The sequence below is a fragment of the Pseudomonas sp. Leaf59 genome, assembly GCF_920984685.1.
Taxonomy (GTDB): Bacteria; Pseudomonadota; Gammaproteobacteria; order Pseudomonadales; family Pseudomonadaceae; genus Aquipseudomonas.
On the sequence record NZ_CAKLBR010000023.1, the window covers coordinates 18,932 to 43,714 of the forward strand.

General features: G+C 62.0%; 29 protein-coding genes. 17 read left to right on the forward strand and 12 right to left on the reverse strand.

Annotated features, from left to right (window positions below):
- Positions 1-86: 86 nt before the first annotated feature.
- Entirely contained in the window at positions 87-977 is an 891-nt protein-coding gene (locus LUB09_RS20690; RefSeq protein ID WP_209980523.1) for an ATP-binding protein, read from the forward strand.
- The gene (locus tag LUB09_RS20695; protein WP_231423567.1) at positions 974-1,456 is read left to right on the forward strand and encodes a GAF domain-containing protein; all 483 of its coding nucleotides are present in this window, start codon (positions 974-976) and stop codon (positions 1,454-1,456) included. The genes LUB09_RS20690 and LUB09_RS20695 overlap by 4 nt, the downstream gene beginning before the upstream one ends.
- On the opposite strand, the gene LUB09_RS20700 is transcribed toward LUB09_RS20695, so the two are convergent.
- The 8 genes from LUB09_RS20700 to LUB09_RS20735 form a co-directional block, all read right to left on the reverse strand.
- Positions 1,457-5,095, reverse strand: coding sequence for a transporter substrate-binding domain-containing protein (locus LUB09_RS20700; protein WP_231423569.1), 3,639 nt, complete (start codon positions 5,093-5,095; stop codon positions 1,457-1,459).
- An 8-nt stretch (positions 5,096-5,103) separates the two neighbouring features.
- Positions 5,104-5,730, reverse strand: a complete 627-nt coding sequence (locus LUB09_RS20705) for a response regulator transcription factor (RefSeq protein WP_209980529.1) — start codon at positions 5,728-5,730, stop codon at positions 5,104-5,106.
- Positions 5,731-5,984: 254 nt separating this feature from the next.
- Positions 5,985-6,380, reverse strand: coding sequence for a response regulator (locus LUB09_RS20710; protein WP_209980530.1), 396 nt, complete (start codon positions 6,378-6,380; stop codon positions 5,985-5,987).
- A 170-nt stretch (positions 6,381-6,550) separates the two neighbouring features.
- The gene (locus LUB09_RS20715; protein WP_209980532.1) at positions 6,551-7,882 is read right to left on the reverse strand and encodes a deoxyguanosinetriphosphate triphosphohydrolase; all 1,332 of its coding nucleotides are present in this window, start codon (positions 7,880-7,882) and stop codon (positions 6,551-6,553) included.
- A 71-nt stretch (positions 7,883-7,953) separates the two neighbouring features.
- Positions 7,954-9,117, reverse strand: a complete 1,164-nt coding sequence (locus tag LUB09_RS20720; protein WP_209980534.1) for an EAL domain-containing protein — start codon at positions 9,115-9,117, stop codon at positions 7,954-7,956.
- A 103-nt stretch (positions 9,118-9,220) separates the two neighbouring features.
- Positions 9,221-9,562, reverse strand: a complete 342-nt coding sequence (locus tag LUB09_RS20725) for a hypothetical protein (RefSeq protein ID WP_003233325.1) — start codon at positions 9,560-9,562, stop codon at positions 9,221-9,223.
- Positions 9,559-9,948, reverse strand: coding sequence for a phage holin family protein (locus tag LUB09_RS20730; protein ID WP_057008373.1), 390 nt, complete (start codon positions 9,946-9,948; stop codon positions 9,559-9,561). Before LUB09_RS20730 ends, LUB09_RS20725 begins: the two co-directional genes overlap by 4 nt.
- A gap of 3 nt (positions 9,949-9,951) precedes the next feature.
- Positions 9,952-10,266: a DUF883 family protein gene (locus LUB09_RS20735; protein WP_057008372.1), complete on the reverse strand. Its 315-nt coding sequence runs from the start codon at positions 10,264-10,266 to the stop codon at positions 9,952-9,954.
- A gap of 219 nt (positions 10,267-10,485) precedes the next feature.
- On the opposite strand from LUB09_RS20735, the gene LUB09_RS20740 reads away from it, so the two are divergent.
- The 3 genes from LUB09_RS20740 (at position 10,486) to LUB09_RS20750 (ending at position 12,091) form a co-directional block, all read left to right on the forward strand.
- The gene (locus tag LUB09_RS20740) at positions 10,486-10,722 is read left to right on the forward strand and encodes a glutaredoxin family protein (RefSeq protein WP_209980535.1); all 237 of its coding nucleotides are present in this window, start codon (positions 10,486-10,488) and stop codon (positions 10,720-10,722) included.
- Between the two features lie 74 nt (positions 10,723-10,796).
- A complete protein-coding gene (locus LUB09_RS20745; RefSeq protein ID WP_209980536.1) occupies positions 10,797-11,132 on the forward strand; it encodes a transcriptional regulator in 336 nt (111 codons plus the stop codon).
- 68 nt (positions 11,133-11,200) lie between these two features.
- Positions 11,201-12,091 (forward strand): pseudouridine synthase, encoded by an 891-nt coding sequence (locus LUB09_RS20750; protein ID WP_209980537.1) that lies wholly within the window; start codon positions 11,201-11,203, stop codon positions 12,089-12,091.
- Positions 12,092-12,145: 54 nt separating this feature from the next.
- Here LUB09_RS20750 and LUB09_RS20755 read toward each other — a convergent pair whose 3' ends face one another.
- Together LUB09_RS20755 and mobA are read right to left on the reverse strand one after the other, a co-directional pair.
- Complete coding sequence (locus LUB09_RS20755; protein ID WP_015371619.1) at positions 12,146-12,367, reverse strand: YgdI/YgdR family lipoprotein; 222 nt, start codon at positions 12,365-12,367, stop codon at positions 12,146-12,148.
- An 81-nt stretch (positions 12,368-12,448) separates the two neighbouring features.
- Positions 12,449-13,051, reverse strand: a complete 603-nt coding sequence (gene mobA / locus LUB09_RS20760) for a molybdenum cofactor guanylyltransferase MobA (protein WP_231423571.1) — start codon at positions 13,049-13,051, stop codon at positions 12,449-12,451.
- 76 nt (positions 13,052-13,127) lie between these two features.
- Between mobA and moaB the strand changes: the two genes are divergently transcribed.
- Both moaB and LUB09_RS20770 read left to right on the forward strand, forming a co-directional pair.
- Positions 13,128-13,667: a molybdenum cofactor biosynthesis protein B gene (gene moaB, locus LUB09_RS20765; RefSeq protein WP_231423573.1), complete on the forward strand. Its 540-nt coding sequence runs from the start codon at positions 13,128-13,130 to the stop codon at positions 13,665-13,667.
- Complete coding sequence (locus LUB09_RS20770) at positions 13,651-14,877, forward strand: molybdopterin molybdotransferase MoeA (RefSeq protein WP_231423575.1); 1,227 nt, start codon at positions 13,651-13,653, stop codon at positions 14,875-14,877. Before moaB ends, LUB09_RS20770 begins: the two co-directional genes overlap by 17 nt.
- A gap of 375 nt (positions 14,878-15,252) precedes the next feature.
- Here the strand turns inward: LUB09_RS20770 and LUB09_RS20775 are convergent, their stop codons facing one another.
- Both LUB09_RS20775 and fliK read right to left on the reverse strand, forming a co-directional pair.
- Positions 15,253-15,582: an EscU/YscU/HrcU family type III secretion system export apparatus switch protein gene (locus LUB09_RS20775; protein WP_209980545.1), complete on the reverse strand. Its 330-nt coding sequence runs from the start codon at positions 15,580-15,582 to the stop codon at positions 15,253-15,255.
- Positions 15,579-17,156: a flagellar hook-length control protein FliK gene (fliK, locus tag LUB09_RS20780; RefSeq protein WP_231423576.1), complete on the reverse strand. Its 1,578-nt coding sequence runs from the start codon at positions 17,154-17,156 to the stop codon at positions 15,579-15,581. Before fliK ends, LUB09_RS20775 begins: the two co-directional genes overlap by 4 nt.
- A gap of 199 nt (positions 17,157-17,355) precedes the next feature.
- Between fliK and ccmA the strand changes: the two genes are divergently transcribed.
- From ccmA to LUB09_RS20830, 10 genes are all read left to right on the forward strand, one after another.
- Entirely contained in the window at positions 17,356-17,991 is a 636-nt protein-coding gene (ccmA, locus tag LUB09_RS20785) for a cytochrome c biogenesis heme-transporting ATPase CcmA (protein ID WP_231423577.1), read from the forward strand.
- Entirely contained in the window at positions 17,988-18,656 is a 669-nt protein-coding gene (gene ccmB / locus LUB09_RS20790; protein ID WP_209980551.1) for a heme exporter protein CcmB, read from the forward strand. The genes ccmA and ccmB overlap by 4 nt, the downstream gene beginning before the upstream one ends.
- A 70-nt stretch (positions 18,657-18,726) precedes the next feature.
- A complete protein-coding gene (locus tag LUB09_RS20795) occupies positions 18,727-19,482 on the forward strand; it encodes a heme ABC transporter permease (protein WP_231423578.1) in 756 nt (251 codons plus the stop codon).
- Positions 19,479-19,655, forward strand: a complete 177-nt coding sequence (ccmD, locus tag LUB09_RS20800) for a heme exporter protein CcmD (RefSeq protein WP_057008363.1) — start codon at positions 19,479-19,481, stop codon at positions 19,653-19,655. The genes LUB09_RS20795 and ccmD overlap by 4 nt, the downstream gene beginning before the upstream one ends.
- Positions 19,652-20,113, forward strand: coding sequence for a cytochrome c maturation protein CcmE (gene ccmE, locus LUB09_RS20805; RefSeq protein ID WP_231423579.1), 462 nt, complete (start codon positions 19,652-19,654; stop codon positions 20,111-20,113). The genes ccmD and ccmE overlap by 4 nt, the downstream gene beginning before the upstream one ends.
- The gene (locus tag LUB09_RS20810) at positions 20,110-22,098 is read left to right on the forward strand and encodes a heme lyase CcmF/NrfE family subunit (RefSeq protein ID WP_209980559.1); all 1,989 of its coding nucleotides are present in this window, start codon (positions 20,110-20,112) and stop codon (positions 22,096-22,098) included. The genes ccmE and LUB09_RS20810 overlap by 4 nt, the downstream gene beginning before the upstream one ends.
- Positions 22,095-22,631, forward strand: a complete 537-nt coding sequence (locus LUB09_RS20815; protein WP_209980561.1) for a DsbE family thiol:disulfide interchange protein — start codon at positions 22,095-22,097, stop codon at positions 22,629-22,631. Before LUB09_RS20810 ends, LUB09_RS20815 begins: the two co-directional genes overlap by 4 nt.
- Positions 22,628-23,101: a cytochrome c-type biogenesis protein gene (locus LUB09_RS20820; RefSeq protein ID WP_231423580.1), complete on the forward strand. Its 474-nt coding sequence runs from the start codon at positions 22,628-22,630 to the stop codon at positions 23,099-23,101. The genes LUB09_RS20815 and LUB09_RS20820 overlap by 4 nt, the downstream gene beginning before the upstream one ends.
- Positions 23,094-24,278 (forward strand): c-type cytochrome biogenesis protein CcmI, encoded by a 1,185-nt coding sequence (gene ccmI, locus LUB09_RS20825; protein ID WP_209980564.1) that lies wholly within the window; start codon positions 23,094-23,096, stop codon positions 24,276-24,278. Before LUB09_RS20820 ends, ccmI begins: the two co-directional genes overlap by 8 nt.
- 16 nt (positions 24,279-24,294) lie before the next feature.
- On the forward strand, positions 24,295-24,690 hold the full coding sequence (locus tag LUB09_RS20830) for a hypothetical protein (RefSeq protein ID WP_209980567.1): 396 nt from the start codon (positions 24,295-24,297) through the stop codon (positions 24,688-24,690).
- The last annotated feature ends 93 nt before the right edge of the window (positions 24,691-24,783 follow it).

Below are 24,783 nucleotides of genomic sequence, written 5' to 3' on the forward strand. Positions count from 1 at the left end.
TTTATTTTTACAGGTGCAGCCTGTTGCGGCCAGCAGCACGGCTGCCAATACGCCATCTTTTGCAGGAACTTGCCAGAGGAATAGACGTGGACTCTCGATTGAACGCTTTTCTTGAGCGTGCCGACGCGGTACTCGCGCGGCTGGAACCCTTGTTACCCGCGCCCCGCCAAGCCATCGACTGGCATCAGTGCCTGGCCGCCCGTTGGCAGCGCGAAGGCCGCAGCGGCTTCCTGCTGCCGCTGGAGGTCAGCCTCGACATGCGCCTGTCCGACCTGATCGGCGTCGACAAACAGCGCGAGCAACTGGCACGCAACACTCAGCAGTTTATTAACGGCCTGCCTGCCAACCATGCGTTGCTGTGGGGCTCGCGGGGCACCGGTAAATCTTCCATGGTGCGTGCCCTGCTGGCCGAGCACGCCAAGGCCGGCTTGCGCCTGATCGAGATCGAGCGCGACCACCTGGCCGATCTGCCGCGCGTGGTCGAGCAATTGCTCAAGCTGCCGCAGCGTTTCATCCTCTTCTGCGACGACCTGTCGTTTGAAGCCGGTGAGGGCGACTACCGCATCCTCAAGAGCGTGCTTGACGGCTCGCTCGAGCAGGCGCCGGACAACGTGCTGTTGTATGCCACCTCGAACCGCCGTCACCTGGTCCCGGAAAACCAGAGCGACAATGACAACTGGAAACGCGTGGACGGCGAGCTGCACCCCAGCGAAGCGGTTGAAGACAAGATTGCCCTGTCCGACCGATTTGGCTTGTGGCTGTCGTTCTACCCGTTTACCCAGGAGCACTTCCTCGATGTGGTCGAACACTGGATCGGCGAGCTGGCAAGCACGTCCGGGTTGCAGTGGCAGCGCGATGAAGCCCTCGACATTCTCGCCGTACGCTGGGCCACCGGACGGGGTAACCGCAACGGCCGTTGCGCGTATCAATTCGCCCGCTACTGGGTGGGTCTCAAATTGCTGGAGCGTCAACCATGATCGATTTGCAACACGCAGGCACCGGCCTGGACGGCTACGCCATGTTATGCGCGCAGTTGGAGTCGCTGCTGGCGGATGAGCGTGATTTCATCGCCAACAGCGCACAGTTTTCCGCGTTTCTGTACAACCAGTTGGACGACCTCAACTGGGCCGGTTTCTACCTCAATCGTAATGAAGAGCTGGTGCTGGGTCCGTTCCAGGGCCAGATTGCCTGTGTGCGTATTCCGTTTGGCCGCGGTGTATGCGGTGCGGCGGCGGCATCGCGACAAACCCAGCGGGTGGAGGATGTGCATGCGTTTGCCGGCCATATTGCCTGCGACAGCGCCTCGAACAGTGAACTCGTGGTGCCGCTGGTCAAGAATGGCCAGTTGATTGGCGTACTCGACCTCGACAGCCCGTCGCTGGCCCGCTTCACCGAGCAGGACCAGGCGGGTATCGAACAACTGGCGGCGATTTTTCTACGTTTGACGGATTGCTGATCAGCCTGGCGCCTTCAGGCTGTTGAGTTGTATGAGAAGCGTCCTTTCCAGCTCAAGCATGCCTTTTTCCAGGATTTTGATGGCCGCTTCGATTGCAGGCCAGTCATCTTCCCGGGCACAGGCCTGTTCCACGGTCTCGCACTGCGCGGCCAGAGTGCCGGCCTGGACGATGCGTGCAGCGCCCTTGATCTTGTGCGCCTGCTCGATGAACGCCTGGAGGCTCGCGCGCTGCGCGGTGAGGGCCATCAACTCCTGACGGTCATCACGACTGCTGCTCAATAACTCTTCCATCAGGCGGCGGCTCAATTGGGCGTCACCTCCCGTCAAGTGGTCGAGGCTGGCGAAGGCCGGCGGCGTGCCGCAGGATTGTCGCTCGACCTGCGCCAGTTGTCGCTCCAGCACCGTGAGGCTGATCGGCTTGAACAGGCAATCGTCCATGCCGGCCTCCTTGCAGCGCAGTTTTTCCTCCGGCTGGGCATTGGCGGTAAAGCCCAGCACCACACAGGGGGGGAGTTGCTCGCGCTGTTCATATTCGCGGATCGAGCGGCTCAACTCATAGCCGTTCATGATGGGCATGTTGCAGTCGGCGATGACCAGGTCGAAGCGTTCCTGACGCCACGCCTGGAAGCCGGCCGCACCGTGTTGGGCAGCGGTGAACTGATGCCCCAGATAGCCCAGTTGCTGGCACATCAGCAAGCGGTTGGCAGGGTGGTCATCCACCACCAGCACGTTGAGCACCGCAGCAGGGGCGGGGTCGGCCGGCTTTGGCTCGTCCACGCGCTCGACCGGCTGCAGGCTCGGCATTTTCAAATGGACATGCACCTGGGTGCCGACCATCGGCACACTGCTCAGGCTCAGTTGCCCGCCCATCATGGCGCACAGGCTGCGGCATATCACCAGCCCCAGACCTGCACCGCTCCTGGCCAGTTGCCCGGAATTGTCGGCCTGGGCGAAAGGTTCGAACAGGCGCATCTGGTCGTCACGGCTGATGCCGATACCGGTGTCCTCGACCACCAGCTTCATTTCCACCTGCTGCGGCTGGTCGGTGGGTTGCACGTCCACCTTGATCTTTACCTGCCCGTGTTCGGTGAACTTGATGGCATTGCTTACCAGGTTCGACAGCACCTGTTTGAAGCGCAGCGGGTCGATCAGCACTTCGGTAGCGTCCTGCTCCGGCTTGAACTCCAGCAGCAGGCTGAGGGTTTTCTGCCGCGCCAGTCCATCGAATACGCGCACCACCGACTCAATCACTTCTCGCAGATTCACGCGCTCCGGTGCCAGGCTCAAACGTCCGGATTCGATACGCGCGATGTCAAGGATATCGCCGATCAACTCCAGCAAGTCCTTGGCCGAGTTGTAGGCCACCTCGATGGCCGGACGATCAAGGTGGCCCTGGTCGGCGCGCTTGAGCGTCAGTTCGAGCATGCCGATTACCGCGTTCATCGGCGTGCGGATTTCATGACTCATGGTCGCAAGGAAGGTACTTTTTGCTCGATTGGCTTCGTCGGCGCGCTCCTTGGCCGCGCGCAGCTCGTCGAACAATTGGCGGCGATCACTGATATCGATCCAGCCACCGATGATGCCCTGGACCTCCCCGACCGAGTCGCGATAGGGAAGAATCCAGTGATAGATCGTCAGCTTTTTGCCCTGGATATGCAGGGTGCGATCCAGAATCAGCGGGTTGCCCTGCGCCACGACTCGCTGGTAGTCGGCGTGGTACTGCGCAGCTTCCGCCTCGATGGCCATGTTCATCTGGGTCACGTTTTTGCCGATCACGTCTTCACGCTGGACGCCAAACGCCTGCAGGTAACTGTCGTTGCAGGTCTGCAGCAAACCACTGCGATCCCGTACATAGATCGGATGCGGGGTTTCATTGACCAGTGCGCGCATGAATTCGAACTGATCGTTGAGCGCCCGCTCAGCGCGTTTTCGCTGGGTGATCTGGCGGCGCATGTAGGCGTTCCAGGTCAGGGACGTGAGCAGTAACAGCCCGGCGCCGATGATGATTTGCGTGATCAGACGGTGGTAGTTGCGCCAGTAGCTGTCGGAGGCTGTGGAGTATCCCCGCCAGCGGCTGTTGATGATGCCCAGTTCATCCGGGGCAATGCTCAGCAATGCTTTATCGAGGATCGAACTCAGCTCGGTGGCTTCGCGCGACGTGGCCAGGGCAAAGGTGGCCGGAAGGGTGCCAATGCTGGTGCTGATCTGCAGCTTGTCCTGGAACACCTGGGAAGACAGCAGGTAATTGGCGATCACCAGCGAATTCACTGCGCCGTCCACCTGTCCCTGTGCCAGCAGTTCGGAGGCCTTGAAGGTGTCGCCGGCCTCCACCTGTTGAATCAGCGGGAAGTCCTGGGCGAGCATCTTGACCAGCGGGTTGCCTTGGGTGATCGCCAGGCGTTTGCCTGCCATCTGTTCCAGGTTCAGTGGGGCTTTGGGCTCCTTGCGTGTCAACAGCACGTAGGAGTTTTCCAGATAGGGACGGCTGAAGTTCAGTTGGTTCTCCCGCTCATCGCTGGGAATAATTGCACCGATGATGTCGGCTTTTCCGGTGCTGACCTCTTCGATCATCGTGCTGACTTCACGCGTGCGCCGAATCTCGAAGCGCAGGCCGGTACGCAGCTGAATCAGTTCCAGCAAGTCGGCGGTGACGCCACGGAATTTGCCGTCTGCGTCAAAAAAGGTCAGCGGCGCAAAGGTTTCATTGACCAGCACGCTGACCACCGGATGTTCCTGCAGCCAACGCTCTTCGCGCGGCGTCAGGTGCAGCTTCTTGTCCGTCAGCAGGATATCGCTGCCGGCACTCCAGCGCTTGGCGATACTGTCTCGTTCGTTGATGGGCACCGCGGCCAGTACCGAATCGACAAGGGACAGCAGGATGCGTTGGTCCTGGCGTAACGCAAAGCTGAAACCATAGGCTTCATGTTTGCCGAAATTGGCCATGCGCACATTCTTCAGGTAGCCCTTATTGATCATGTAATGGGTGGAGATGGTATCGCCCAGAAACACGTCGGCCTGGTCGAACGCCACTGCATTCAAGGCGTTCTGGTACGAGGGATAGGTGCTGATGTGCGCTTGCGGGTACAGCTTTTCCACTTCGTCCAGCGGCAGGTAGTGATACACCAGGCTCAAGCGCAGCCCGGCCAGGTTATCGTTCAGGCTGCGGGTTTCTCCCTCGCGGGTCACCAGCACGGGTTGATCCACCGCGTACGGCTCCGACAGCACGAGGTTCGCGTTGGCGGCCTCGAAGCCATTGGCGGAGCCCAGCAGGTCTATGTCGCCCGATTCAAGGGCGCGGATTGCTGCCTCACGTGTGGGATAGCGCAATACTGTGATGGGCAGGTTCAGGGCATCGGCCAGCAGCCCTGCGTAGTCGGCGGTCAACCCCTCGTAGTCGCGACCGCTGGAGGTGAGGTCGAAGGGCGGGTAGTCGGGCGCAGCAGTCCCCAGCACCAGTTCGCGTTTGTTCTGCAACCATTGGCGCTGTGTCCTGTCCAGTCGAGACTCCAGTTGAACGGCACCCGCACGGCTCAGTAAGGTGAAGTGTTCCGGGCCGGTTTGATGATCGGCGGGCGCGGTCGTGCTGAAGCACACGCCGGCAATTAATATAACCAAATAGTCCTTTATACGGCTGGGCATCCGCTTTCTCACACTAGCGCGTTTCGTTTTGCCATCTCGATAAGTTCTACCAAGGACTTGGCTTTCAGTTTTTGCATAAGGCGTTTTTTATAAGTGCTCACGGTTTTATTACTCAAAAACATGCCTTTTGCTATTTCCTTGTTAGTACGGCCCTGGGCAAAAAGTTGCAAGACCATCAGTTCCCTGTCATTTACCATTTTAAATAATTCAAGTTCCTCCGCGTCGTTGCCGTCTGCGCTGCCGGCATTCAATGCCTGGCTGGGAAAATAGTTGTAGCCGGACAGTACGGCGCGGATGGCACTCAGCAGCTCACTCAGGTCACCCTCTTTGCACACGTAGCCGTCGGCGCCCGAGCGCATACAGCGCGTGGCGAACAGCGTCGGGCATTGGGCGGTGAGGATCAGAGTCTTCATCGACGTGTTCATGGCGTTGAAACGGCAGAGCACTTCCAGGCCATCCAGTTTCGGAATGCTGATATCCAGAATGATCAGGTCGGGCATGCATTCGCGCACCATCTGTATGGCGTCGCAGCCATTATCCGTTTCACCAACGACTTTATAACCTTCATGTTCCAGCAACATTCGAATCGCCAGCCTGATAACGGGATGGTCATCAATGATAAAAACGGTGTTCATAATCACATTCCATGCAAGTGCAAATAAAGCGGGCACATTAGCTCAGAAGATGAGGGGTGAGCATGAGCCTTGGGGAGACAGGTATAAAACAGGAAAATTCCTACATGAAAAAAGGTGGCAACCTACGCAGCGTTAAGGCTTTGTGGTATCTGGTGTAAGCAAATTTTGATGAAAAGTAATAACCGGTGGCACGAGGCAGTTCACGTTGCTTTTCAAGTAATTTTTTTCGCAGCCTGATGTTTAAAATCCTACAGTCAGCGTTGAAATAGTGGCGCCATTAACATTGAAAGTTCGTCCTTGTTTAATGGTTTCGGTAAATAACCAAGAATGGGCAGGCCGCGTTGCAAGGCTTGCAGGGTCAGGTTGGAGAGCTCCATCGCCGGCAATCCGCTCAGTAGAATGGCACCGGTGATGAAATGCTGGCGGCTGGCAATTTCCACCAGCTCCAGCCCCGGCAGGTCAGGCAGGCACTGGTCGCAGAGCATAAGATCGAAAGGGGCTGTGGCGGTGCACATCGAATGGATGGCTTGTTCAGCGTTTTCTGCGAGGGTCAGTTGCTCGAAGCCGAAGCTTTTGAGCAGGCATTGGGTGGCCAGGAGTTGAAAGGGATGATCCTCCACCAACAGGATTCGAACGGTGCGAGCGGGCATGGAAGGCACACGGGGCAGTCAAGCGGCGATAGGGGGGCTTGGGAATGACTCGCTGAGTCGGCCAGAAGCGTGCGCGATTATTCTTTGGATAACTGCGCGAATTCGATCAGGCCGCTCTGTTAGCGTCGTAGGCAATTTCTGCTCAGATAACAGGCGGCGTGATCCCATGCTCACTTCGGGCTCGAACGCCCAGTCATCTCCCGTGCCATTTGCGTGGCGTAGCTGTCGGTCATGCCGGCGATAAAGTCGATCATTCGCAGGAACGAGGCGTGCAGCGGCCAGGCCGGGTCCGGCGCACTGTTGCCCAGCAGGTCGAGGATGCGCCGGTTCTTGAACGACGGCGTACGCCCGCCATGCTGCTCAAGGGCGGCACCGCAAAAAGCGTTCAGCAGGATTTCCAGCGTGGTGTAGGCGCCGATTTCATGCAGGGTCTTGCGCTTGTCCTGGAATATTTTTTTGCGCGCCATGTCCTTGGCATCCAGTACGCAGCGCTTGGCCGGGCCGTGCATGTGCTCCACCAGATCGCCCGGCAGGGTGCCGGCCAACAAGGCGTCCTGCTGTTCAACGAAGGCGCGCGCGGCTGCGTTGGTGAGGTGCTCGATGGCCTTGCCGCGCAGGATTGCCAGCTTGCGCCGCCGCGAATCCTCGGCGCCCAGCTGCCGGTAGGTCTGCGGCAGGTCGTCGCCCACCAGGTCGAGCAGCAATGACTCGACCTCGGCGTATTGCAGCAGCTCCATTTCCAGGCCGTCTTCCAGGTCGATCAAGGCATAGCAGATGTCGTCTGCGGCTTCCATCAGGTAAACCAGCGGATGGCGAGCCCAGCGTTGTTCCTCAAGTTGCGGCAGGCCGAGCTTGTGGGCGATCTGTTCGAGGATCGGCAGCTCGCTCTGATAGCAGCCGAACTTGTGCTTCTTGTAGCCCAGGGCATCGGCGTGGCGTGCGGTCCAGGGGTATTTCAGGTAGGTGCCCAGGGTGGCGTAGGTCAGGCGAGTGCCACCGTCGAACTGGTGGTATTCCAGCTGGGTGAGGACGCGAAAGCCCTGGGCATTGCCTTCGAAATTGAGGAAGTCGTTGCGCTCGGCGCCGCTCATGTCGTCCAGCCAGCCACGCCCGGCGGCCTGCTGAAACCAGTGGCGGATGGCGTCTTCGCCCGAATGACCGAACGGCGGGTTGCCGATGTCGTGGGCCAGGCAGGCCGATTGCACCACCATGCCCAGGTCGCTCGGGTCGCACCAGTCGGGCAGGGCGCTGCGCAGGGTTTCGCCCACGCGCATGCCCAGGGAGCGGCCGACGCAACTGACTTCCAGGGAGTGGGTCAGGCGCGTGTGGATGTGGTCGTTACTCGACACCGGATGCACCTGGGTCTTGCGGCCCAGGCGGCGGAATGCGCCGGAGAAAATGATGCGGTCATGGTCTTTGTGAAACGGGCTGCGGCCTAGTTCTTCGGGGCTGTGCAGGGGTTTTCCAAGACGTTCGCGGGTCAGCAGGGTGGGCCAATCCAAGGCGGTTACTCTCCGTGCGGTGAATGACCCGCCCAGCTTCCCGGTTCCGCCCTGGCGGGGCAAGCAAAAATCTACAGACCGGCTGCATCGATGTCGATTAACAGCAAACGCTGACCGTTGTCGAAGAATTGTCCGGCCGTGAGGCAGTACTGGTTGGTGGTGGCGTCGCGGTAGGTCGAGGACAGGATCAGGCGCCGCTCTTCCCAGCCTTCGGCCAGCAAGTGATAGAAGTACGGGCGCCATGACCAGTTGTGGCCCAGGTAGTGGCTGTCGCTGTGCCAGGCAGACTCGCGCCATTCGATATTGGGTGTGAGCTGGGTGCCGTGGCGGTCGCACTGGTAGAACCGCAACAGCCAGGGGAAATCCGTCAGCGGCGGTAATTGGTTCAGCGGCGCCTGGCCCTGGGCCCAGCCCTGCAGGATGCTCATCAGCTGCGTCAATTGCTCGCGCAGGTGCATGACACGCCCGCGTTCTGCCAGCTTCTGCTGCACGTACGCGTTGCGCAGGTGGGCAAAGCGCGGCACGAAGGTATCGGTGGCAAACCAGTCCAACTGTGCCTGGGCAAACAGGTAGCCCTGCACATAGCGCGAGCCACATTCCAGGGCGAAGCTCAGTTGGGCTTCGGTTTCCACGCCTTCGGCGATGATCCAGCAGCCGGTCTTTTCCGCCATCTGCGCCAGTGCCCGCACGACATCGCTGCTCGGCCCGCCTTCGGCCGCCGCCTGGAACAGCCGCATGTCCAGCTTGAGGATGTCCGGCTGCAGCGCCAGCACCCGGTCGAGCTGGGAATAGCCGGCGCCAAAGTCATCAATGGCGATACGCGCACCGGCCTCGCGATAACGCACCACTACATCGGCCAGGCGCTGGATATTGCCGCCCAGCTCGGTGATCTCGAACACAATGCGTCGTGGGTCGACACCGTGGGTCTGCAGCTGCTTCAGGCTCGGCAGTGCCTGGCCCGGGCGCAGGCGATTGATCCAGCGAGGCGAGATATTCAGGCTCAGGAACCAGTCCTGCGGCGCTTCATGCAGGCGGCTCAGGGCGTTATCGCGGATCCGCCGGTCCAGGCGACGCAACGCCGCTCCCGGCGTGCGTGGGTCGGCGAACAGCGGGCCTACCGATTGCAGGCTCCCGTCAGCCTGGCGCAGCCGACCCAAGGCTTCGACGCCGGCAATGCGCCCGGTTGCGGTATCGATAAACGGTTGGAAACAGGCGAGCGGTTGCCCGTCGATCACGGGGCCTCCTTAGCACGTGGGCAAAAAAAGACCCGACCCTCGATATCGAGGGCCGGGCCGTTTCTATCTTTGACGATACTTGCAAGATTGCAGCCAGCAACGCTTAGCGTTTGCGTGAAGCGCCTGCCATCGCCAGTTTGATCAGCGGGATCAAGCCGGCGCCCAGCCGCACCAAGCGTGTCACGCTGCTGATGCTGCCGCTTTTGGCACCCTTGCCGGTGAAGAATCCCATCAGGGTCACCGCTGCCATACCCCACAGTGGCGCGTGCTTGACGCCCAGGCTGTCCTGCCAGTTATGACGCATGTCGCGCATTTTGTGCAGGGGCGCCATCAATTGCTGGGACTCGTGGCGAATCTCCTGGCGGTGCATTTCCATGCGCAGGCGAATCAACGCCTTGCGCATGTCGCGGCGGGAGTCGGTGTTCACAACTTCATTGCGGCTCATGGCAACAGGCGCTCCCGATCATTGGCCAGCTCTTCGAGGGTGGCGTGGAACGGCGTGGATTCGTCGAACACCGCCGCTTTCAAACGCACCCCGCAGAAGGCTGCAGCCAGGCTGTAGAACACACACAGGCAGATAATGCCGGTCAGACGATAACCGGTGTCCCACACCAGGATCATCACCAGGGTCGACAGCCCCACCAGTAATAGCAGCGCAAACACCAGCGCCAGGCCGGCGAACAGCAGCAGGCTGACGGTACGGGCTTTCTGTTCCTGCAATTCGATGCCAAACAACTCGACGTGACTGTGCAGCAAGCCCAGTACGGCTGCGCCCAGACGTCGTGAAGTCGAACCTTGGCCCGTGGACGAGCCGCTTTCGCCGATAGCCATGATTTAGCGCCTTGTAGCCAGCAGACCGATCAAAAAGCCTACGCCGGCAGCGATGCCGACAGACTGCCAGGGGTTGGCCTGCACGTAATCTTCAGTCGCGGTGACGGCCGCCTGCCCGCGCTCGCGCAGGGAATCTTCGGTGGTTTGCAGGGTTTCGCGAGCCTTGAGCAGGCTCTCGTGGATCTTGCTGCGCAGCTCGTCAGCCTGGTCGCCAGCGAGGATGGCGGTGTCGTCCAGCAGCTTTTCGGTATCGCTTACCAGGGTTTGAAAATCCGCCATGAGTATCTCTTGGGCGGTCTGTGCTGTTTTTCTGGCCATGGTTATCTCCGTGATGGGCTGATCGGTACGTGTGGTTTCGAGTCGCGGGCGGTGCCGAAGGTTCAGTGTAATTGTCTGCCGACGCTTTTGCCGCACCTTGGTGCGCGGGCCTCGCGGTTGCGCTGAATGCGGGCGGTGGGGCCGTGAGCCTTGCAAGGCTGTGCCGGGCACCTGAAACGCTTAGAATGAGTGCCTGTTTTTTGATCAGGTCCCCACATCATGCTGCCTGAATGCCAGCTGTTCGGCACCCTGAGTTGCCATCTTTGTGAGATAGCCGAGGCCGAAATCATGCCGTTGGTCGAACACGGGTTGTGGGTCGAACGGGTGGATATCACCGCTCCCAAGGACCTTACCGACCTCTACGGCCTAAGGATTCCGGTACTTCGCCGGGTGGACACGGGGGCCGAACTCGACTGGCCGTTCGACACTGCCCAGGTGATTGCCTTCCTCGGCTGACATACAGGCCATGGCGGATTTCCGAATATTACTTTACTGTATGTTTGTACAGCGATTGAATTGAGGGAACGCCCGTGGTGAATGTTGAACAACTGAAAAGCAGCGTCAATCGCATGTCCGTCGACATTGTGCGCGATGCGGTGAGCGAGCTGCGCCTGGACGGCCTGGTCACGGAAGGCAAGACGCCGTTCAACAAAGTGCACTTCAACACCTGCTTTGCGGAAATCGAGGCATTGTTTCAGCGTGCCGGTTATCACAAACAGTTGGATGTGGTGGGTTACCAGGGCTTGTTGTACGCGCTCTATGATCCTGGTCGCTGGGAAGCGGTAGACGTGTTGCGCTGGCTCAAGGAGTTCACCGAAGCCGCCAGTGCCTCGCCGATTCTGCGCACGCAGTTGGCCAAGGCCTGAGATCTGCCCTAGGCTCAATCCCGCTCCATGCGGGATAATGCCGGCCTGTTTCAGCCAAGGTCTCACGCATGTCCACTTCCGGTTTTTCCGCCTCCCGGCACCAAGCCAGTACCTTGTATTTGCCTCCTGGCCGCTGGCCTACGGTGCTCGAATGCCTGTGTGCGCATTTTCCGGCGATCAGTCGTGAGCAATGGCTGGACCGTATCGCCCGTGGCCGGGTGCTGGACAGCGACGGCAAGGCGATCGACACGCAACTGCCCTACAGAGAGGGCTTGTGCATCCATTACTTTCGTGAAGTGCCCAACGAGAAAGTGATCCCGGTGCAGGAAACCATCCTCTACGCCGACGAACATCTGGTGGTGGCCGACAAACCGCATTTTTTGCCGGTGACGCCTGCCGGTGAGTACGTCGAACAGACCCTGTTACGCCGTCTGATTCATCGCCTGGACAACCCTTCGCTGGTGCCCCTGCATCGGATTGACCGACACACCGCCGGGCTGGTGCTGTTTTCTGCCAACCCCCGCAGCCGCTCGGCCTATCAACAACTGTTTCCCACGCGGCGCATCGACAAATTCTACGAAGCCATTGCCCCGGCCTTACCCGACCTCGTCTTTCCCCTGGTGCACAAAAGTCGCCTGGTGGAGGGCCAGCCGTTCTTTCGCATGCAGGAAGGACCTGGCGTCAGCAATACCGAAACGGCGGTTGAAGTGCGCGAAAAAAACGCCGGATTGTGGCGCTACGGCCTGTTTCCCGTCACCGGCAAGAAGCACCAGTTGCGCGTGCACATGACGGCGCTCGGCGCGAGTATCTGCAACGATCCGTTCTATCCGGACGTGATCAAGGATGCCGAAGACGACTATGCCAACCCCCTCAAACTGCTGGCCCAGGGCGTGCGGTTTATCGACCCGGTCACCGGACAGCAACGCAGTTTTCGCAGCGGTATCACCCTCGACTGGTAACCCGCACAAACAAAAAGGCCCGCGCGAGGCGGGCCTTGTGTGCAAGCCGTGGGCTTACAGCTCTTTAACGGTACGAACCTGGTCTTTATTCAGGCGGGTGCGCTTGCCGTCCAGTTGTTCGAACTCGTAGAAGCCCGACGACTTGTCGAACGACGGGGTATCGACGGCCTGGATTTCGCGACCGTCATTCAGGGTGATCACTGTCGGCGAGGCGCAACCGGCGAGGGTGGCAAGGCCCAGTGCAAGCATGAGAGCGGCGATGGTCCGTTGAGTCATGAGTTTGTCTCCGAGAGAATACTGCTTCTTAATGGCTGACCTTGAGACGTGTAAGACGCCTGCAAGTTCCTTGTGCGAGGCTCATTCTGACACGCCGGACCTTTGAAGCAACAGGTCCGGCGTATTCAGGTTGGCCAGGCGCGGGTCATCAGTCGGGCACTGCAGGCCGATTGCACCGCATTGCAGGAAGATTCTGCGCGGGCTGCGCTCACCGGCGTCCCAGGCCCGTTGCACTTCGGCTCCGAGCGCCGTGGGAATAATGCAGATCAAGGGTTCCCAGTATTCGCCATGGCGCACCATGACCGGCAGCCGAGGATTGCGTTGCGCCGTCTCACGAAGGTCGGCAAGCAATCGCGCATCGATCTGCGGTACGTCGCACGGGAGTATCAGCAAATGCGCATGACGTGCGGCGGCCAGTCCCACACGAATGCCTGCCAAAGGCCCGGAAAAATCCGCATCGTCGTCGCTCACCAGTTGATCGGCATACGGCGCGTACCGTTCATGGTTACGGTTGCACGAGATGATCAGGTCATCGGTGAGCGGTCGCGTCAGGCGCTGCAGGTGGGCGATCAGGGGCTGGCCGCGCCAGTCCAGCAGGCCCTTGTCCTGACCGCCCATGCGCTGGCCGCGGCCTCCGGCCAGCAGCAGGACCGAGCAGGGCATTGGGGAAGAATCAACAGACATGGCGGCTCCGCAGCGGCAGCTCAACAGGGGCCTGTGATATAACACCGGGCTGTTCCTTCGACAACCGGACCGAGCCATGAAAGCCAAGGCTGATGTGCCTTTCGTACCCTTGAATATTGCCGTACTGACTGTCAGCGACACCCGCACCCTGGACACCGACACCTCGGGCCAGGTCTTCGTTGACCGTCTCACCGCCGCCGGCCACCGTCTGGCCGAACGCGTATTGCTCAAGGACGACCTCTACAAGATTCGCGCCCAGGTGGCCCACTGGATCGCCGAAGACGTGGTGCAAGTGGTATTGATCACCGGCGGCACCGGCTTCACCGGCCGCGACAGCACCCCCGAAGCCGTAAGCTGCCTGCTCGACAAGCAGGTCGATGGCTTTGGCGAACTGTTCCGCCAGATTTCCGTGGCCGATATCGGCACCTCCACCGTGCAGTCCCGCGCCCTCGCCGGCCTGGCCAATGGCACGCTGGTGTGCTGCCTGCCGGGTTCCACCAACGCGGTGCGCACCGGCTGGGACGGCATCCTCGCCGAGCAACTGGATAACCGCCATCGGCCCTGCAACTTCGTGCCCCATTTGAAGCAGGCCGAGCCCTGTGAATCACGTGGGTAAGCCCGGCAAGACCGGCGCCCTGATGCCGGTGGAAGAAGCCCTGCAACGCTTGCTGGGCATGGCTGACGCAGCGCGCATTAGCGAGCGCGAAGTGCTGATGCTGGCTGACGGCGATGGCCGTGTGCTGGCGCAGGATTTGGTGTCCACCCTCGACCTGCCACCCTGGCCCAACAGCGCCATGGACGGCTACGCGCTGCGTCTGGCGGACTGGAATGGCGAGCCATTGGCGGTGAGCCAGCGCATCTTCGCCGGCCAGGCGCCGACGCCGCTGGCGGCAGGCACTTGTGCACGGATCTTCACCGGTGCGCCGCTGCCGGAGGGCGCCGACTGCGTGGAAATGCAGGAAAACGCGGTGGTTCACGCCGATGAGCGCGTGAGTTTCAGCGAGCCGTTGCAGGCGCAGCAGAACATCCGCCCCCAGGGCCAGGAAACCACCGTCGGCGAAAAGGTTCTCACCGCCGGCACGCGCCTGGGGCCCATAGAGCTGGGGCTGGCTGCGTCGCTTGGACGTGATCGCCTGGACGTGGTGCGCCGCGTGCGCGTGGCCGTGTTGTCGACCGGTGATGAGTTGATCGAACCCGGGCTGCCCCTGGGCCCAGGCCAGATCTACAACAGCAATCGCCGCGTATTGTGCAGTTGGCTGACGCGCATGGGCTGTGAAGTGATCGACGCCGGCATCCTCCCGGATGATCTTGAACAGACCCGTACGCGCCTGGCAGGCCTTGGCAACGTCGACCTGATCCTGTCCACCGGCGGTGTTTCCGTAGGCGAAGCGGACTTCCTTGGCATCGCTCTGCGTGAAGAGGGCGAACTGGCCCTGTGGAAGCTTGCGATCAAACCCGGCAAGCCGCTGACGTTCGGACATTTTCGTGGCGTGCCGGTGATCGGCCTGCCCGGCAATCCAGCGTCGACCCTGGTGACCTTCGCGCTGCTGGCCCGGCCTTACCTGTTGCGCCGCCAGGGCGTGCCTGACGTCGAGCCGCTGCGTTTCAACGTACCGGCGGGATTCGTCTGGCCCAAGCCCGGCAACCGCCGCGAATACCTGCGCGGGCGCATCGAGCAGGGCCAGGCGATCATCTACCGCAACCAGAGCTCCGGCGTGCTGCGCAGTGCGGCGTGGGCCGAGGGTTTTGTGGAAGTGCTGGAAGGCACCACGCTGGCTCTCGGAGACCGCGTCAGCTTCATCCCTTTGAGCGAAGTCTTGAACTGACCACCGATCCCACTGTGGGCGAGGGTAAGCCCTCGCTTGTATCAAATAAAAAATAACCTGTTGATTTTAAAGCCTGAAATTTCAAGTAACCCAATCTCTGTGGCGAGCGGGCTTGCCCCGCGTTGGGGTGCGAAGCGCCCCCCAATTGAGCAAAACGCGGTGTACCTGATACGGCTCAGCGCCTGGCTTTGGGGCTGCTGCGCAGCCCAACGCAGGACAAGCCTGCTCGCCACAGGGAATCTGCGCTTAACTGAACGGCATTAGGGCAAGCCCGCTCGCCACAGAGAACGCGCTCGCCGCAGAGGCGCCAGTTTGCTGCGAAAACGTGCTAAGTCGAAGATTTGGCTGAGCCTCCCACATTGAGTTATGGGTGCTTCAGTAATCGTCGCCGCGTTCGGTAACGTCGCGCTCCACCGGCCCTGCATCCGGGTCGTAGCCCACCGGGAATTTACCTTTCAGCGTCCACGCAAACGCGATGATCTCCGCGATGGTGCGGTACAACTCTTCGGGAATACTGTCGCCCAGTTCCATGCGCGCCAGCAGCTTCACCAGCTCGGCATTCTCATAAATGGGCACCTCGTTTTCCCGGGCCAGCTTGAGAATGGCTTCGGCCAGGGCGTCGTCGCCCTTGGCGGTGAGGGTCGGTGCCTGCTGGCCGTCGTACTTGAGGGCAATCGCCTGGCGGGGTGAGTGGGCGTCATTCATGCGGTTTCATCCACCCAGCGTTGTTCCAGTCCGGTTTTGGGGCCGCGTGGCGGTGTGCCCAAATGGCAATCGAGGTCGCCGACGTTGATCCCGGATGTCACCAGGCGTTCGCGCAACGTGCCCAGATGGCTTTCGATCAGGCTGGCCGTAAAGGGGCGTGTCGCCCACAACTGGCTGGACAGTTTGCCCTGGCTCAACTGCGCCTGGACCTGCAACGGCCCCAGCGGCTCCATGTCGAACGCCAGCTCGACGCGCCAGAGCATCTGCCTGGCGTCCTTGCTGGCCTTGCGTTCGGGCTCATCCTTGTCCGGCGCGGGCTCTTCGCGCTGGAACTTGACCTGCAACGGCACGATGTCCTGCAGGTTGCGCATGGGGATTTCCATTTGCCAGGTGCTTTGCAGGCGGCCATCGGCGGTGAGGCCGGTTTGTTCCAGGCTCGACAGTTGATGGCTCTGTAGCCGGGAAATCGCTCCGGCTGCCAGGCGCAGCAGGTTTTCCAGGTCGCCTTCGCCTTCCAGTTTCGCCATCAGCCGCTCGGGCAACGGGAAGCCGGCGGGCGCCTGGCGCGCGCCGACCTGTCCGAGCGTACCGAGCGGGCTGCGCACGAAATTCGGCATGGCCTGGGCCAGTGTGTTGGCGGCAAGAATGGCGCCCAGGTGGGTGGACGCGGGCAGGGCGGGCAGCAGGTCGGCGACCAGGCGCAGCAGCGCGCCTTTCATATCCAGCGGCGGAATCTGCGGGTTTTGCCCGACCAGTAATCTGGCTTCAAGAAAAGCGCCGCTGTTCTGGATCACTTGCGCCAGCACCTTGGGATTGCTCACCTGGGCCAGATCCGGCAATGCCGCCAACAAGCGGTCGGCCGCTGCGCGCAGATCGGCTGAGACGCTGTCGCCACGGGGCAGGTTCTGCAGGGCGGTGAACACCGCATCCAGCGAGCCCTGACGACTTTGCTGGGTCGCGAGCTGCTGGGTGACGGCCAGTTGGTCCTGAAGCCCGCTCAGCGGCACAAAATTCAGCGTTTGCGCATTCTGCACCACGGCGCTGAGCAAGCTGCCCACCCGCAACGGCTGCGGGCTCTCTACGGTCAGGGTGGCGCCAGCCAAGGCATTATTGAGCACCGTGACCAGCGAGCGGTAGACCGCCGGTTGCGCAGTGCCCTGGGGCAGCACCTGGGTGGTCAGCACCTTGGCCTGCAACAGCGTGCCGACCGGCAACTGCTCGGTGTCGAGACTGGTCAGGGCGGCGACATTGGCGCTCATGGCCTGCTGCAGACTCAACGTCAGGTTGCCTGCCTGCGTCTGGCTGACTGCGACGTTACTGCCCAACGGCAGCGGTTGCGGGCTGCTGGCCTGCACCAGCGTCTGGCGGCCGCCGTCGAGCGTCAGCTTGAGCAGCAACTGAAACGCCTCACCGCCTTGTTTGAGCGCGATGACTTCGGCATTCGCGGTTTTTCCCGCGTCGATCAGCCCGACCTGTGGCTCCAGCAGTTTCAGCAACTGGCCCACCGCGGGCGCAGCACTGGGCCCTGCCGCCGGGACGGGAGCAAGCGTGGGAAGGTTGATTTCACCGGTCATCGTGCGCGCCATCTCTGGGGAAATTGCCCTCTTTAGCGTAGGACATCGCATGTATAATGCCGCCCGTGCGCACAGAGAGCGCTAAAAACCTCACAACCATTTGATCCCGCTCTCTAAATCAGTCGCCAAAGCCGTTATTGTGCTGCTCTCTATAACGGCCGCCGCACCGCCGACTTGAACCGTAAAGGCCCACGATCTTTTGACCAGCCCTCTTCTTGAAGCCATAGCGCTTGCCTGTGAACGCGACCTGCGCCTGCTGTTCGAACACCTCGAATTGCGGATCGCGGCGGGCGACATGGTGCAGGTCAGCGGCCCCAACGGCAGCGGCAAGACCAGTCTGCTGCGCCTGCTCGCGGGGTTGATGCAGCCGACTGCAGGCGTGGTGCGGCTCAACGGCAAACCGCTGGACGAGCAACGCCGCGAGCTTGCACGCAACCTGATCTGGATCGGCCACGCCGCCGGGATCAAGGACGTGCTCAGCGCTGAAGAAAACCTCGGCTGGCTCTGCGCCCTGCATCGCCCGGCCAGTCGCGACGCGATCTGGCAGGCCCTGGCCGCTGTCGGCCTCAAGGGCTTTGAAGACGTGCCGTGCCACACCCTGTCCGCCGGCCAGCAACGTCGCGTGGCGCTGGCGCGTCTGTATCTGCCCGGCCCGCCGTTGTGGATCCTCGACGAGCCGTTTACCGCTCTGGACACACAAGGCGTCGCCCAACTCGAAAAGCACCTGGACAGGCACTGTGAGCAGGGCGGCAGCGTAGTGCTCACCACGCACCACACCCTCGCGCACACGCCCGCCGGTTACCGCGAGCTGGACCTGAGCCGGTGGCCGGCATGAGTGTGTTCGCCCTGCTGGTCGCCCGCGAGGCGCGGCTGTTGTGCCGCCGCCCGGCCGAGTTGGCCAACCCCCTGGTATTCTTCGCCATCGTCATTGCGCTGTTCCCGTTGGCAGTCGGCCCCGAGACCGGGCTATTGCAAACCTTGTCCCCGGGACTGGTGTGGGTGGCCGCGCTGTTATCCGTGCTGCTGTCGCTGGACGGGCTGTTTCGCAGTGATTTCGAAGACGGCTCCCTGGAGCAGTGGGTCCTTTCGCCGCACCCGTTGCCGCTTCTGGTATTGGCCAAGGTGCTGGCACACTGGGTGTTTTCCGGCCTGGCGCTGGTGTTGCTTGCGCCGCTGCTGGCGATGATGCTGGGCTTGCCCGTCGAGTGTCTGCCGGTATTGTTACTGTCTTTGTTGCTCGGCACGCCGGTGCTCAGCCTGCTGGGGGCGGTGGGCGCCGCGTTGACCGTCGGTTTGAAGCGCGGCGGCCTGCTGCTGGCCCTGTTGATTCTGCCGTTGTATATCCCGGTGTTGATCCTCGGCAGCGGCGCGTTGCAGGCCGCGCTCATGGGGCTGCCGGCCAGCGGTTACCTGTTGTGGCTGGGCAGCCTGACCGCCCTGGCGGTAACCCTGACACCCTTTGCCATAGCGGCCGGCCTGAAAATCAGCGTTGGCGAATAATGAGGTCTGGCTCGGCCAGTAAAGACCCTAAGCGTTTTGCCACGGCAAGACGCAACCGTGAGAAACAGCAATGAACTGGACCTGGTTTCACAAGCTCGGCTCGCCCAAATGGTTTTACGGCATCAGCGGCAAGCTGCTGCCGGCGTTGAGCATCGCCGCACTCCTGCTGATCGGCATCGGCCTGGTCTGGGGGCTGGCCTTCGCACCGCCGGACTATCAGCAAGGCAACAGTTTTCGCATCATCTATATCCACGTACCCGCCGCCATGCTGGCGCAGTCCTGCTACGTGATGCTGGCGGTGTGCGGCATCGTCGGCCTGGTGTGGAAGATGAAGCTGGCCGACGTGACCCTGCAATGCGCTGCGCCCATCGGTGCGTGGATGACCGCCGTGGCATTGGTGACGGGTGCGATCTGGGGCAAACCCACCTGGGGTTCGTGGTGGGTGTGGGATGCGCGCCTGACCTCGATGCTGATCCTGCTGTTCCTGTATTTCGGCCTGATTGCCCTGGGCAACGCGATCAGCAACCGTGACAGCGCGGCCAAGGCCTGCGCGGTGCTGGCCATTGTCGGCGTGATCAACATCCCGATCATCAAATACTCGGTTGAGTGGTGGAACACCCTGCACCAGGGCGCCACCTTCACCCTCACCGAAAAACCGGCAATGCCCGTGGAAATGTGGGCGCCACTGCTGCTGATGGTGCTGGGCTTCTACTGCTTCTTCGGCGCCGTGTTGCTGCTGCGCATGCGCCTTGAAGTGCTCAAGCGTGAGGCCCGCGCCAGTTGGGCCAAGGCCGAAATACAGCGCTGCCTGGGAGTACGCCCGTGAGCTTTGCCTCGTTCAGTGATTTTCTCGCGATGGGCCACCACGGCCTGTATGTGTGGACGGCCTACGGCATCTGCCTGGCGGTGCTGGCCCTCAACGTCGGCGCGCCGATCCTGGCCCGCAAGCGTTACCTGCAACAAGAGGCGCGTCGTTTGCGCCGGGAGACCGAAAAGTGAATCCGCTGCGTAGAAAGCGCCTGTTGATCATCCTCGCCATCATGGCCGGCGTCGGCATTGCCGTGGGTCTGGCATTGAGTGCGCTGCAGCAGAACATCAACCTCTTCTATACGCCGACCCAGATCGCCAACGGCGAAGCGCCTCTGGACACGCGAATCCGCGCCGGCGGCATGGTGGAAAAGGGCTCGTTGAAACGTTCCGGCGACTCCCTGGACGTGACCTTCGTGGTCACCGACTTCAACAAGGCCGTGACCATCACCTATCGCGGTATCCTCCCGGACCTGTTCCGTGAAGGCCAGGGCATCGTTGCCCTGGGCAAGCTCAACGCCAGGGGCGTGGTGGTGGCCGATGAAGTGCTGGCCAAGCACGACGAGAAATACATGCCGCCCGAGGTGACCAAAGCCCTTAAAGACAGCGGCCAATCCGCGCCAACCCCGGCCAGGGAGGTTAAGCCATGACGTCCGCATTGTTTATTCCGGAGCTTGGCCAGTTGGCGATGATCCTCGCCCTCTGCTTCGCCGTCGTGCAGGCCGTGGTGCCGTTGCTCGGCGCCTGGCGCGGCGACCGGCTGTGGATGAGCCTGGCGCAGCCGGCCGCCTGGGGCCAGTTTGCCTTCCTGCTGTTCGCGTTCGGTTGCCTGACCTACGCCTTCATGACCGACGACTTTTCCGTCGCCTACGTCGCCAACAACTCCAACAGCGCCTTGCCCTGGTACTACAAGTTCAGCGCCGTGTGGGGTGCCCACGAAGGCTCGCTGTTGCTGTGGGCCTTGATCCTCGGCGGCTGGACCTTCGCCGTGTCGGTGTTCTCGCGCCAATTGCCGCAGGTGATGCTGGCCCGCGTGCTGGCGGTGATGGGCATGATCAGCATCGGTTTCCTGCTGTTCCTGATCATGACCTCCAACCCGTTCAGCCGCATCCTGCCGCAGATCCCGATGGACGGGCGCGACCTTAATCCGTTGCTGCAGGACATCGGCCTGATCGTGCACCCGCCGATGCTCTACATGGGCTACGTCGGGTTCTCCGTGGCCTTCGCCTTCGCCATCGCTGCCTTGCTCGGCGGACGCCTCGATGCGGCCTGGGCACGCTGGTCGCGGCCATGGACCATCGTCGCCTGGGCCTTCCTCGGCATCGGCATTACGCTGGGTTCGTGGTGGGCCTACTACGAACTCGGCTGGGGCGGCTGGTGGTTCTGGGACCCGGTGGAAAACGCCTCGTTCATGCCCTGGCTGGTGGGCACTGCGCTGATTCACTCGCTGGCGGTCACGGAAAAGCGCGGCGTGTTCAAAAGCTGGACGGTGTTGCTGGCAATCGCCGCGTTTTCCCTCAGCCTGCTCGGCACGTTCCTCGTGCGTTCGGGGGTGCTGACGTCGGTGCACGCGTTCGCGTCCGACCCAGCGCGGGGCGTGTTCATCCTGATCTTCCTGCTGTTCGTGGTCGGCGGCTCTCTGACCCTGTTCGCCCTGCGCGCACCGGTGGTCAAGAGCCAGGTGGGCTTCAACCTGTGGTCGCGGGAAACCCTGCTGCTGGGCAATAACCTGGTGCTGGTGGTGGCCGCTTCGATGATCCTGCTCGGCACCCTGTATCCGCTGGTGCTGGATGCCCTGAGCGGCGCCAAGCTGTCGGTCGGCCCGCCGTATTTCAACGCGTTGTTCATTCCATTGATGGGCCTGCTGATGGTGGTGATGGCAATCGGCATGCTGGTGCGCTGGAAAGACACCCCGCTGAAGTGGCTGGCCGGCATGCTGCTGCCGGTGCTGCTGGGCAGCGTGGCGCTGGCGGTGATCGCAGGCATTGCCTATGGCGACTTCAACTGGGCGGTGCTCGCCACCTTCCTGCTGGCGGGCTGGGTATTGCTCGCCGGTGTGCGCGACCTCGTCGACAAGACGCGCCACAAAGGCTTGATCAAAGGCCTGCCGGGCCTCACTCGCAGTTACTGGGGCATGCAGATTGCGCACCTGGGCATTGCGGTGTGCGCGCTGGGCGTAGTGCTGTCCAGCCAGAACAGCGCCGAGCGCGACCTGCGCCTGGCGCCGGGCGAATCGATGGACCTGGCCGGTTACCAGTTTATTTTCGAAGGCGCCAGGCACTTCGAGGGGCCGAACTTCACCTCCGACAGAGGCACCGTGCGCGTCATCCGCAGCGGCAAGGAAGTGGCCGTGCTGCACCCGGAAAAACGCCTGTACACGGTGCAGAGTTCGATGATGACCGAAGCCGGCATCGACGCCGGTTTTACCCGAGACCTGTATGTGGCCCTGGGCGAACCGTTGGGCGAGGGCGCCTGGGCGGTGCGCGTGCACGTCAAACCGTTCGTGCGCTGGATCTGGTTCGGTGGCCTGCTCACCGGCGCAGGCGGTTTGCTGGCAGCGCTTGACCGGCGTTATCGCATCAAAGTCAAAACCCGGGTGCGCGAAGCCCTCGGCCTGCAAGGAGCTGCGGTATGAAGCGAGGGTTGATGCTGGTGCCACTGGTGCTGTTTCTGCTGGTGGCGGTGTTTCTCTATCGCGGGCTGTACCTGAACCCCGCCGAGTTGCCGTCGGCCATGATCGGCAAGCCGTTTCCCGACTTCTCGTTGGCCAGCGTGCAGGGCGATAAAACCCTGACCCGCGCCGACCTGCTGGGCAAGCCGGCGCTGGTCAACGTGTGGGGCACCTGGTGCATCTCCTGCCGCGTCGAGCACCCGGTGTTGAACAAGCTGGCCGAGCAGGGCGTGGTGATCTACGGCATCGATTACAAGGACGACAACGCCGCCGCGCTGAAATGGCTGGCCGAGTTTCACAACCCTTATCAACTGAATATTCGCGATGACGACGGCAACCTCGGGTTGAACCTTGGCGTGTACGGCGCTCCGGAAACCTTCTTCATCGATGCCAGGGGCGTGATCCGCGACAAGTACGTCGGCGTGATTGACGAGGCGGTGTGGCGCGAGCAACTGGCCGCCAAGTACCAGGCGCTGGTCGATGAGGCCAAGCCATGAAGCGCCTGCTTGCCGCTGCCGTGCTGGTCCTGGGATTGGCCGGTGTGGCCCACGCTGCCATCGATACCTATGAATTTGCCAGTGACGCCGAGCGCACGCGGTTTCGCGAACTGACCAAAGAACTGCGCTGCCCCAAGTGCCAGAACCAGGACATCGCCGACTCCAACGCGCCCATCGCCGCCGACCTGCGCAAAGAGATCTTCCGCATGCTGGGGGAGGGCAAGGACGACCAGCAGATCATCGACTTCATGGTCGACCGCTACGGTGATTTCGTGCGCTACAAACCGGCCCTCAACGCCAAAACCGCGCTGCTCTGGTTTGCGCCTGCCGGGTTGTTGCTGACGGGGCTGGTCGTCATGGCGGTGATCGTGCGTCGTCGGCGTGCTGCACCGACCGATGGATCCGACGCGCTGTCCCCTGAGGAGCGCAAACGTCTCGACCACTTGCTGGATGCCAAGACCGATGATTGATTTCTGGCTCGCCGCCGGCTTGCTGCTGTTGACCGCCCTGAGTTTTCTGTTGATTCCCGTGTTGCGCGACCGGCGTGCCCAGCGTGAAGAGGATCGCACCGCCCTGAACGTCGCGCTGTATCAGGAGCGCCTCGCCGAGCTGCAAGTGCAGCAGCAGGAAGGCGTACTTAACGCTGCGCAATTGGAGACCGGCCGTGCCGAAGCTGCGCGCGAATTATTGGCCGACACCGAAGGCGTGCAGCCGCCCCGCGAGTCGCGCCTGGGCAAACCGCTGCCATTGTTGGCGGCGTTTCTGGTCCCGGTGCTGGGCGTTGCGCTGTACTTGCACTACGGCGCCAGCGACAAGGTTGAACTGACCCGCGAATTCTCGCGGCCGCCGGTGTCCATGGAAGACATGACTCACCGCCTGGAGCGCGCCGCTGCGGCCCAGCCCGACTCGGCCGAAGGCCTGTATTTCCTTGGCCGCGCCTATATGGGTCAGGGCCGTTCTGCCGATGCCGCCCGGGTGTTCGAACGCACCGTGGCCCTGGCCGGGCGCCGGCCGGAACTGCTCGGGCAGTGGGCGCAGGCGCAGTATTTTGCCGACAACAAACAATGGTCGCCCAGGATTCAGGCACTCACGGACGAAGCGTTGAAGCTGGACCCGAAGGAAGTCACCAGCCTCGGCCTGCTTGGCATCGCCGCGTTCGAGGGCCAGCGCTATCAGGCAGCCATCGACTACTGGAACCGCCTGTTGGCGCAGTTGCCGGCCGAAGACAACTCCCGCGCCGCACTGCAGGGTGGCATCGACCGCGCGGCGCAGAAACTCAAGGAGGGCGGCGGCGTGGTGGCGCAAAAGTCGGTGATGACGGTGCGCGTGGACCTGTCCGCCGAGGTAAAAGCCAACGTCCTGCCCACCGACAGCGTGTTCATCTTCGCCCGCGCGGTAAAGGGCCCGCCCGCGCCGCTGGCGGTCAAGCGTGTGACTGTCGCCGAGCTGCCGATCACCGTTGAACTGGGGGATGCCGACGCGATGATGGCGTCGTTGAAACTGTCCAACTTCCCTGAAGTCCAACTGGTTGCGCGCATATCCCGGGCAGGTATTCCAACCGCCGGCGAGTGGATCGGCCGCAGCCAACCCCTGGCCAGCAGCACCACTGCGTTGCAGCCGCTGACCATCGACAGTCCGGACCCGTAACTTCGAGGAAACGCCCATGACCGCCATTGCACGCATCACCCTGCTCAGCCTCGTACTCGGCTTGAGTGCCTGCGCGGTCCACCGCCCACCTCCGGTGCCCACCGGCCCGACCATCCCGCCAACGGGCCCGTCGACGCAGCCGAGCACTCAACCTTCCGGCCCGGTCACGCCACAGCCCAAGCCTGTGCCGAGCAAATCCCCAACCTTCGCCCCGCCACCTGGCGCCGCCAGCCACTGGGACGGCAAGATGCAGGTGTATGTGCTGGAAGAGCAGCCCGACACCTTCTACCGCCAGCGCACCTACTACCGCTGGAGCAACGGCTGGAGCCGCTCCATCAGCCCGAACGGGCCATGGGAAGAAACCGACGTGCAGGGCGTGCCGCCGGGCTTGAGCAAGCAGTACGCGCAATGACAAAAGGCGACCTTCGGGTCGCTTTTTCCATTCCGCAAGCCAGTTCCCACAGGAAATTCTATTCGGCCATCAAACCGAGGTATTCCCGACTCC

Bases quoted from the DNA above. Each gene is read 5' to 3' on its own strand.
- LUB09_RS20830 (WP_209980567.1), top strand. From the start codon at position 24,295: ATGACCGCCATTGCACGCATCACCCTGCTCAGCCTCGTACTCGGCTTG.
- LUB09_RS20740 (WP_209980535.1), top strand. From the start codon at position 10,486: ATGCTGCCTGAATGCCAGCTGTTCGGCACCCTGAGTTGCCATCTTTGT.
- LUB09_RS20750 (WP_209980537.1), top strand. From the start codon at position 11,201: ATGTCCACTTCCGGTTTTTCCGCCTCCCGGCACCAAGCCAGTACCTTG.
- LUB09_RS20820 (WP_231423580.1), top strand. From the start codon at position 22,628: ATGAAGCGCCTGCTTGCCGCTGCCGTGCTGGTCCTGGGATTGGCCGGT.
- LUB09_RS20775 (WP_209980545.1), bottom strand. From the start codon at position 15,582: ATGAATGACGCCCACTCACCCCGCCAGGCGATTGCCCTCAAGTACGAC.
- LUB09_RS20755 (WP_015371619.1), bottom strand. From the start codon at position 12,367: ATGACTCAACGGACCATCGCCGCTCTCATGCTTGCACTGGGCCTTGCC.
- fliK (WP_231423576.1), bottom strand. From the start codon at position 17,156: ATGACCGGTGAAATCAACCTTCCCACGCTTGCTCCCGTCCCGGCGGCA.
- LUB09_RS20725 (WP_003233325.1), bottom strand. From the start codon at position 9,562: ATGAGCCGCAATGAAGTTGTGAACACCGACTCCCGCCGCGACATGCGC.
- LUB09_RS20710 (WP_209980530.1), bottom strand. From the start codon at position 6,380: ATGCCCGCTCGCACCGTTCGAATCCTGTTGGTGGAGGATCATCCCTTT.
- ccmB (WP_209980551.1), top strand. From the start codon at position 17,988: ATGAGTGTGTTCGCCCTGCTGGTCGCCCGCGAGGCGCGGCTGTTGTGC.
- moaB (WP_231423573.1), top strand. From the start codon at position 13,128: ATGAAAGCCAAGGCTGATGTGCCTTTCGTACCCTTGAATATTGCCGTA.
- LUB09_RS20795 (WP_231423578.1), top strand. From the start codon at position 18,727: ATGAACTGGACCTGGTTTCACAAGCTCGGCTCGCCCAAATGGTTTTAC.
- mobA (WP_231423571.1), bottom strand. From the start codon at position 13,051: ATGTCTGTTGATTCTTCCCCAATGCCCTGCTCGGTCCTGCTGCTGGCC.
- LUB09_RS20810 (WP_209980559.1), top strand. From the start codon at position 20,110: ATGACGTCCGCATTGTTTATTCCGGAGCTTGGCCAGTTGGCGATGATC.
- ccmI (WP_209980564.1), top strand. From the start codon at position 23,094: ATGATTGATTTCTGGCTCGCCGCCGGCTTGCTGCTGTTGACCGCCCTG.
- LUB09_RS20815 (WP_209980561.1), top strand. From the start codon at position 22,095: ATGAAGCGAGGGTTGATGCTGGTGCCACTGGTGCTGTTTCTGCTGGTG.
- LUB09_RS20700 (WP_231423569.1), bottom strand. From the start codon at position 5,095: ATGCCCAGCCGTATAAAGGACTATTTGGTTATATTAATTGCCGGCGTG.
- LUB09_RS20735 (WP_057008372.1), bottom strand. From the start codon at position 10,266: ATGGCCAGAAAAACAGCACAGACCGCCCAAGAGATACTCATGGCGGAT.
- LUB09_RS20695 (WP_231423567.1), top strand. From the start codon at position 974: ATGATCGATTTGCAACACGCAGGCACCGGCCTGGACGGCTACGCCATG.
- LUB09_RS20730 (WP_057008373.1), bottom strand. From the start codon at position 9,948: ATGGCTATCGGCGAAAGCGGCTCGTCCACGGGCCAAGGTTCGACTTCA.
- LUB09_RS20705 (WP_209980529.1), bottom strand. From the start codon at position 5,730: ATGAACACCGTTTTTATCATTGATGACCATCCCGTTATCAGGCTGGCG.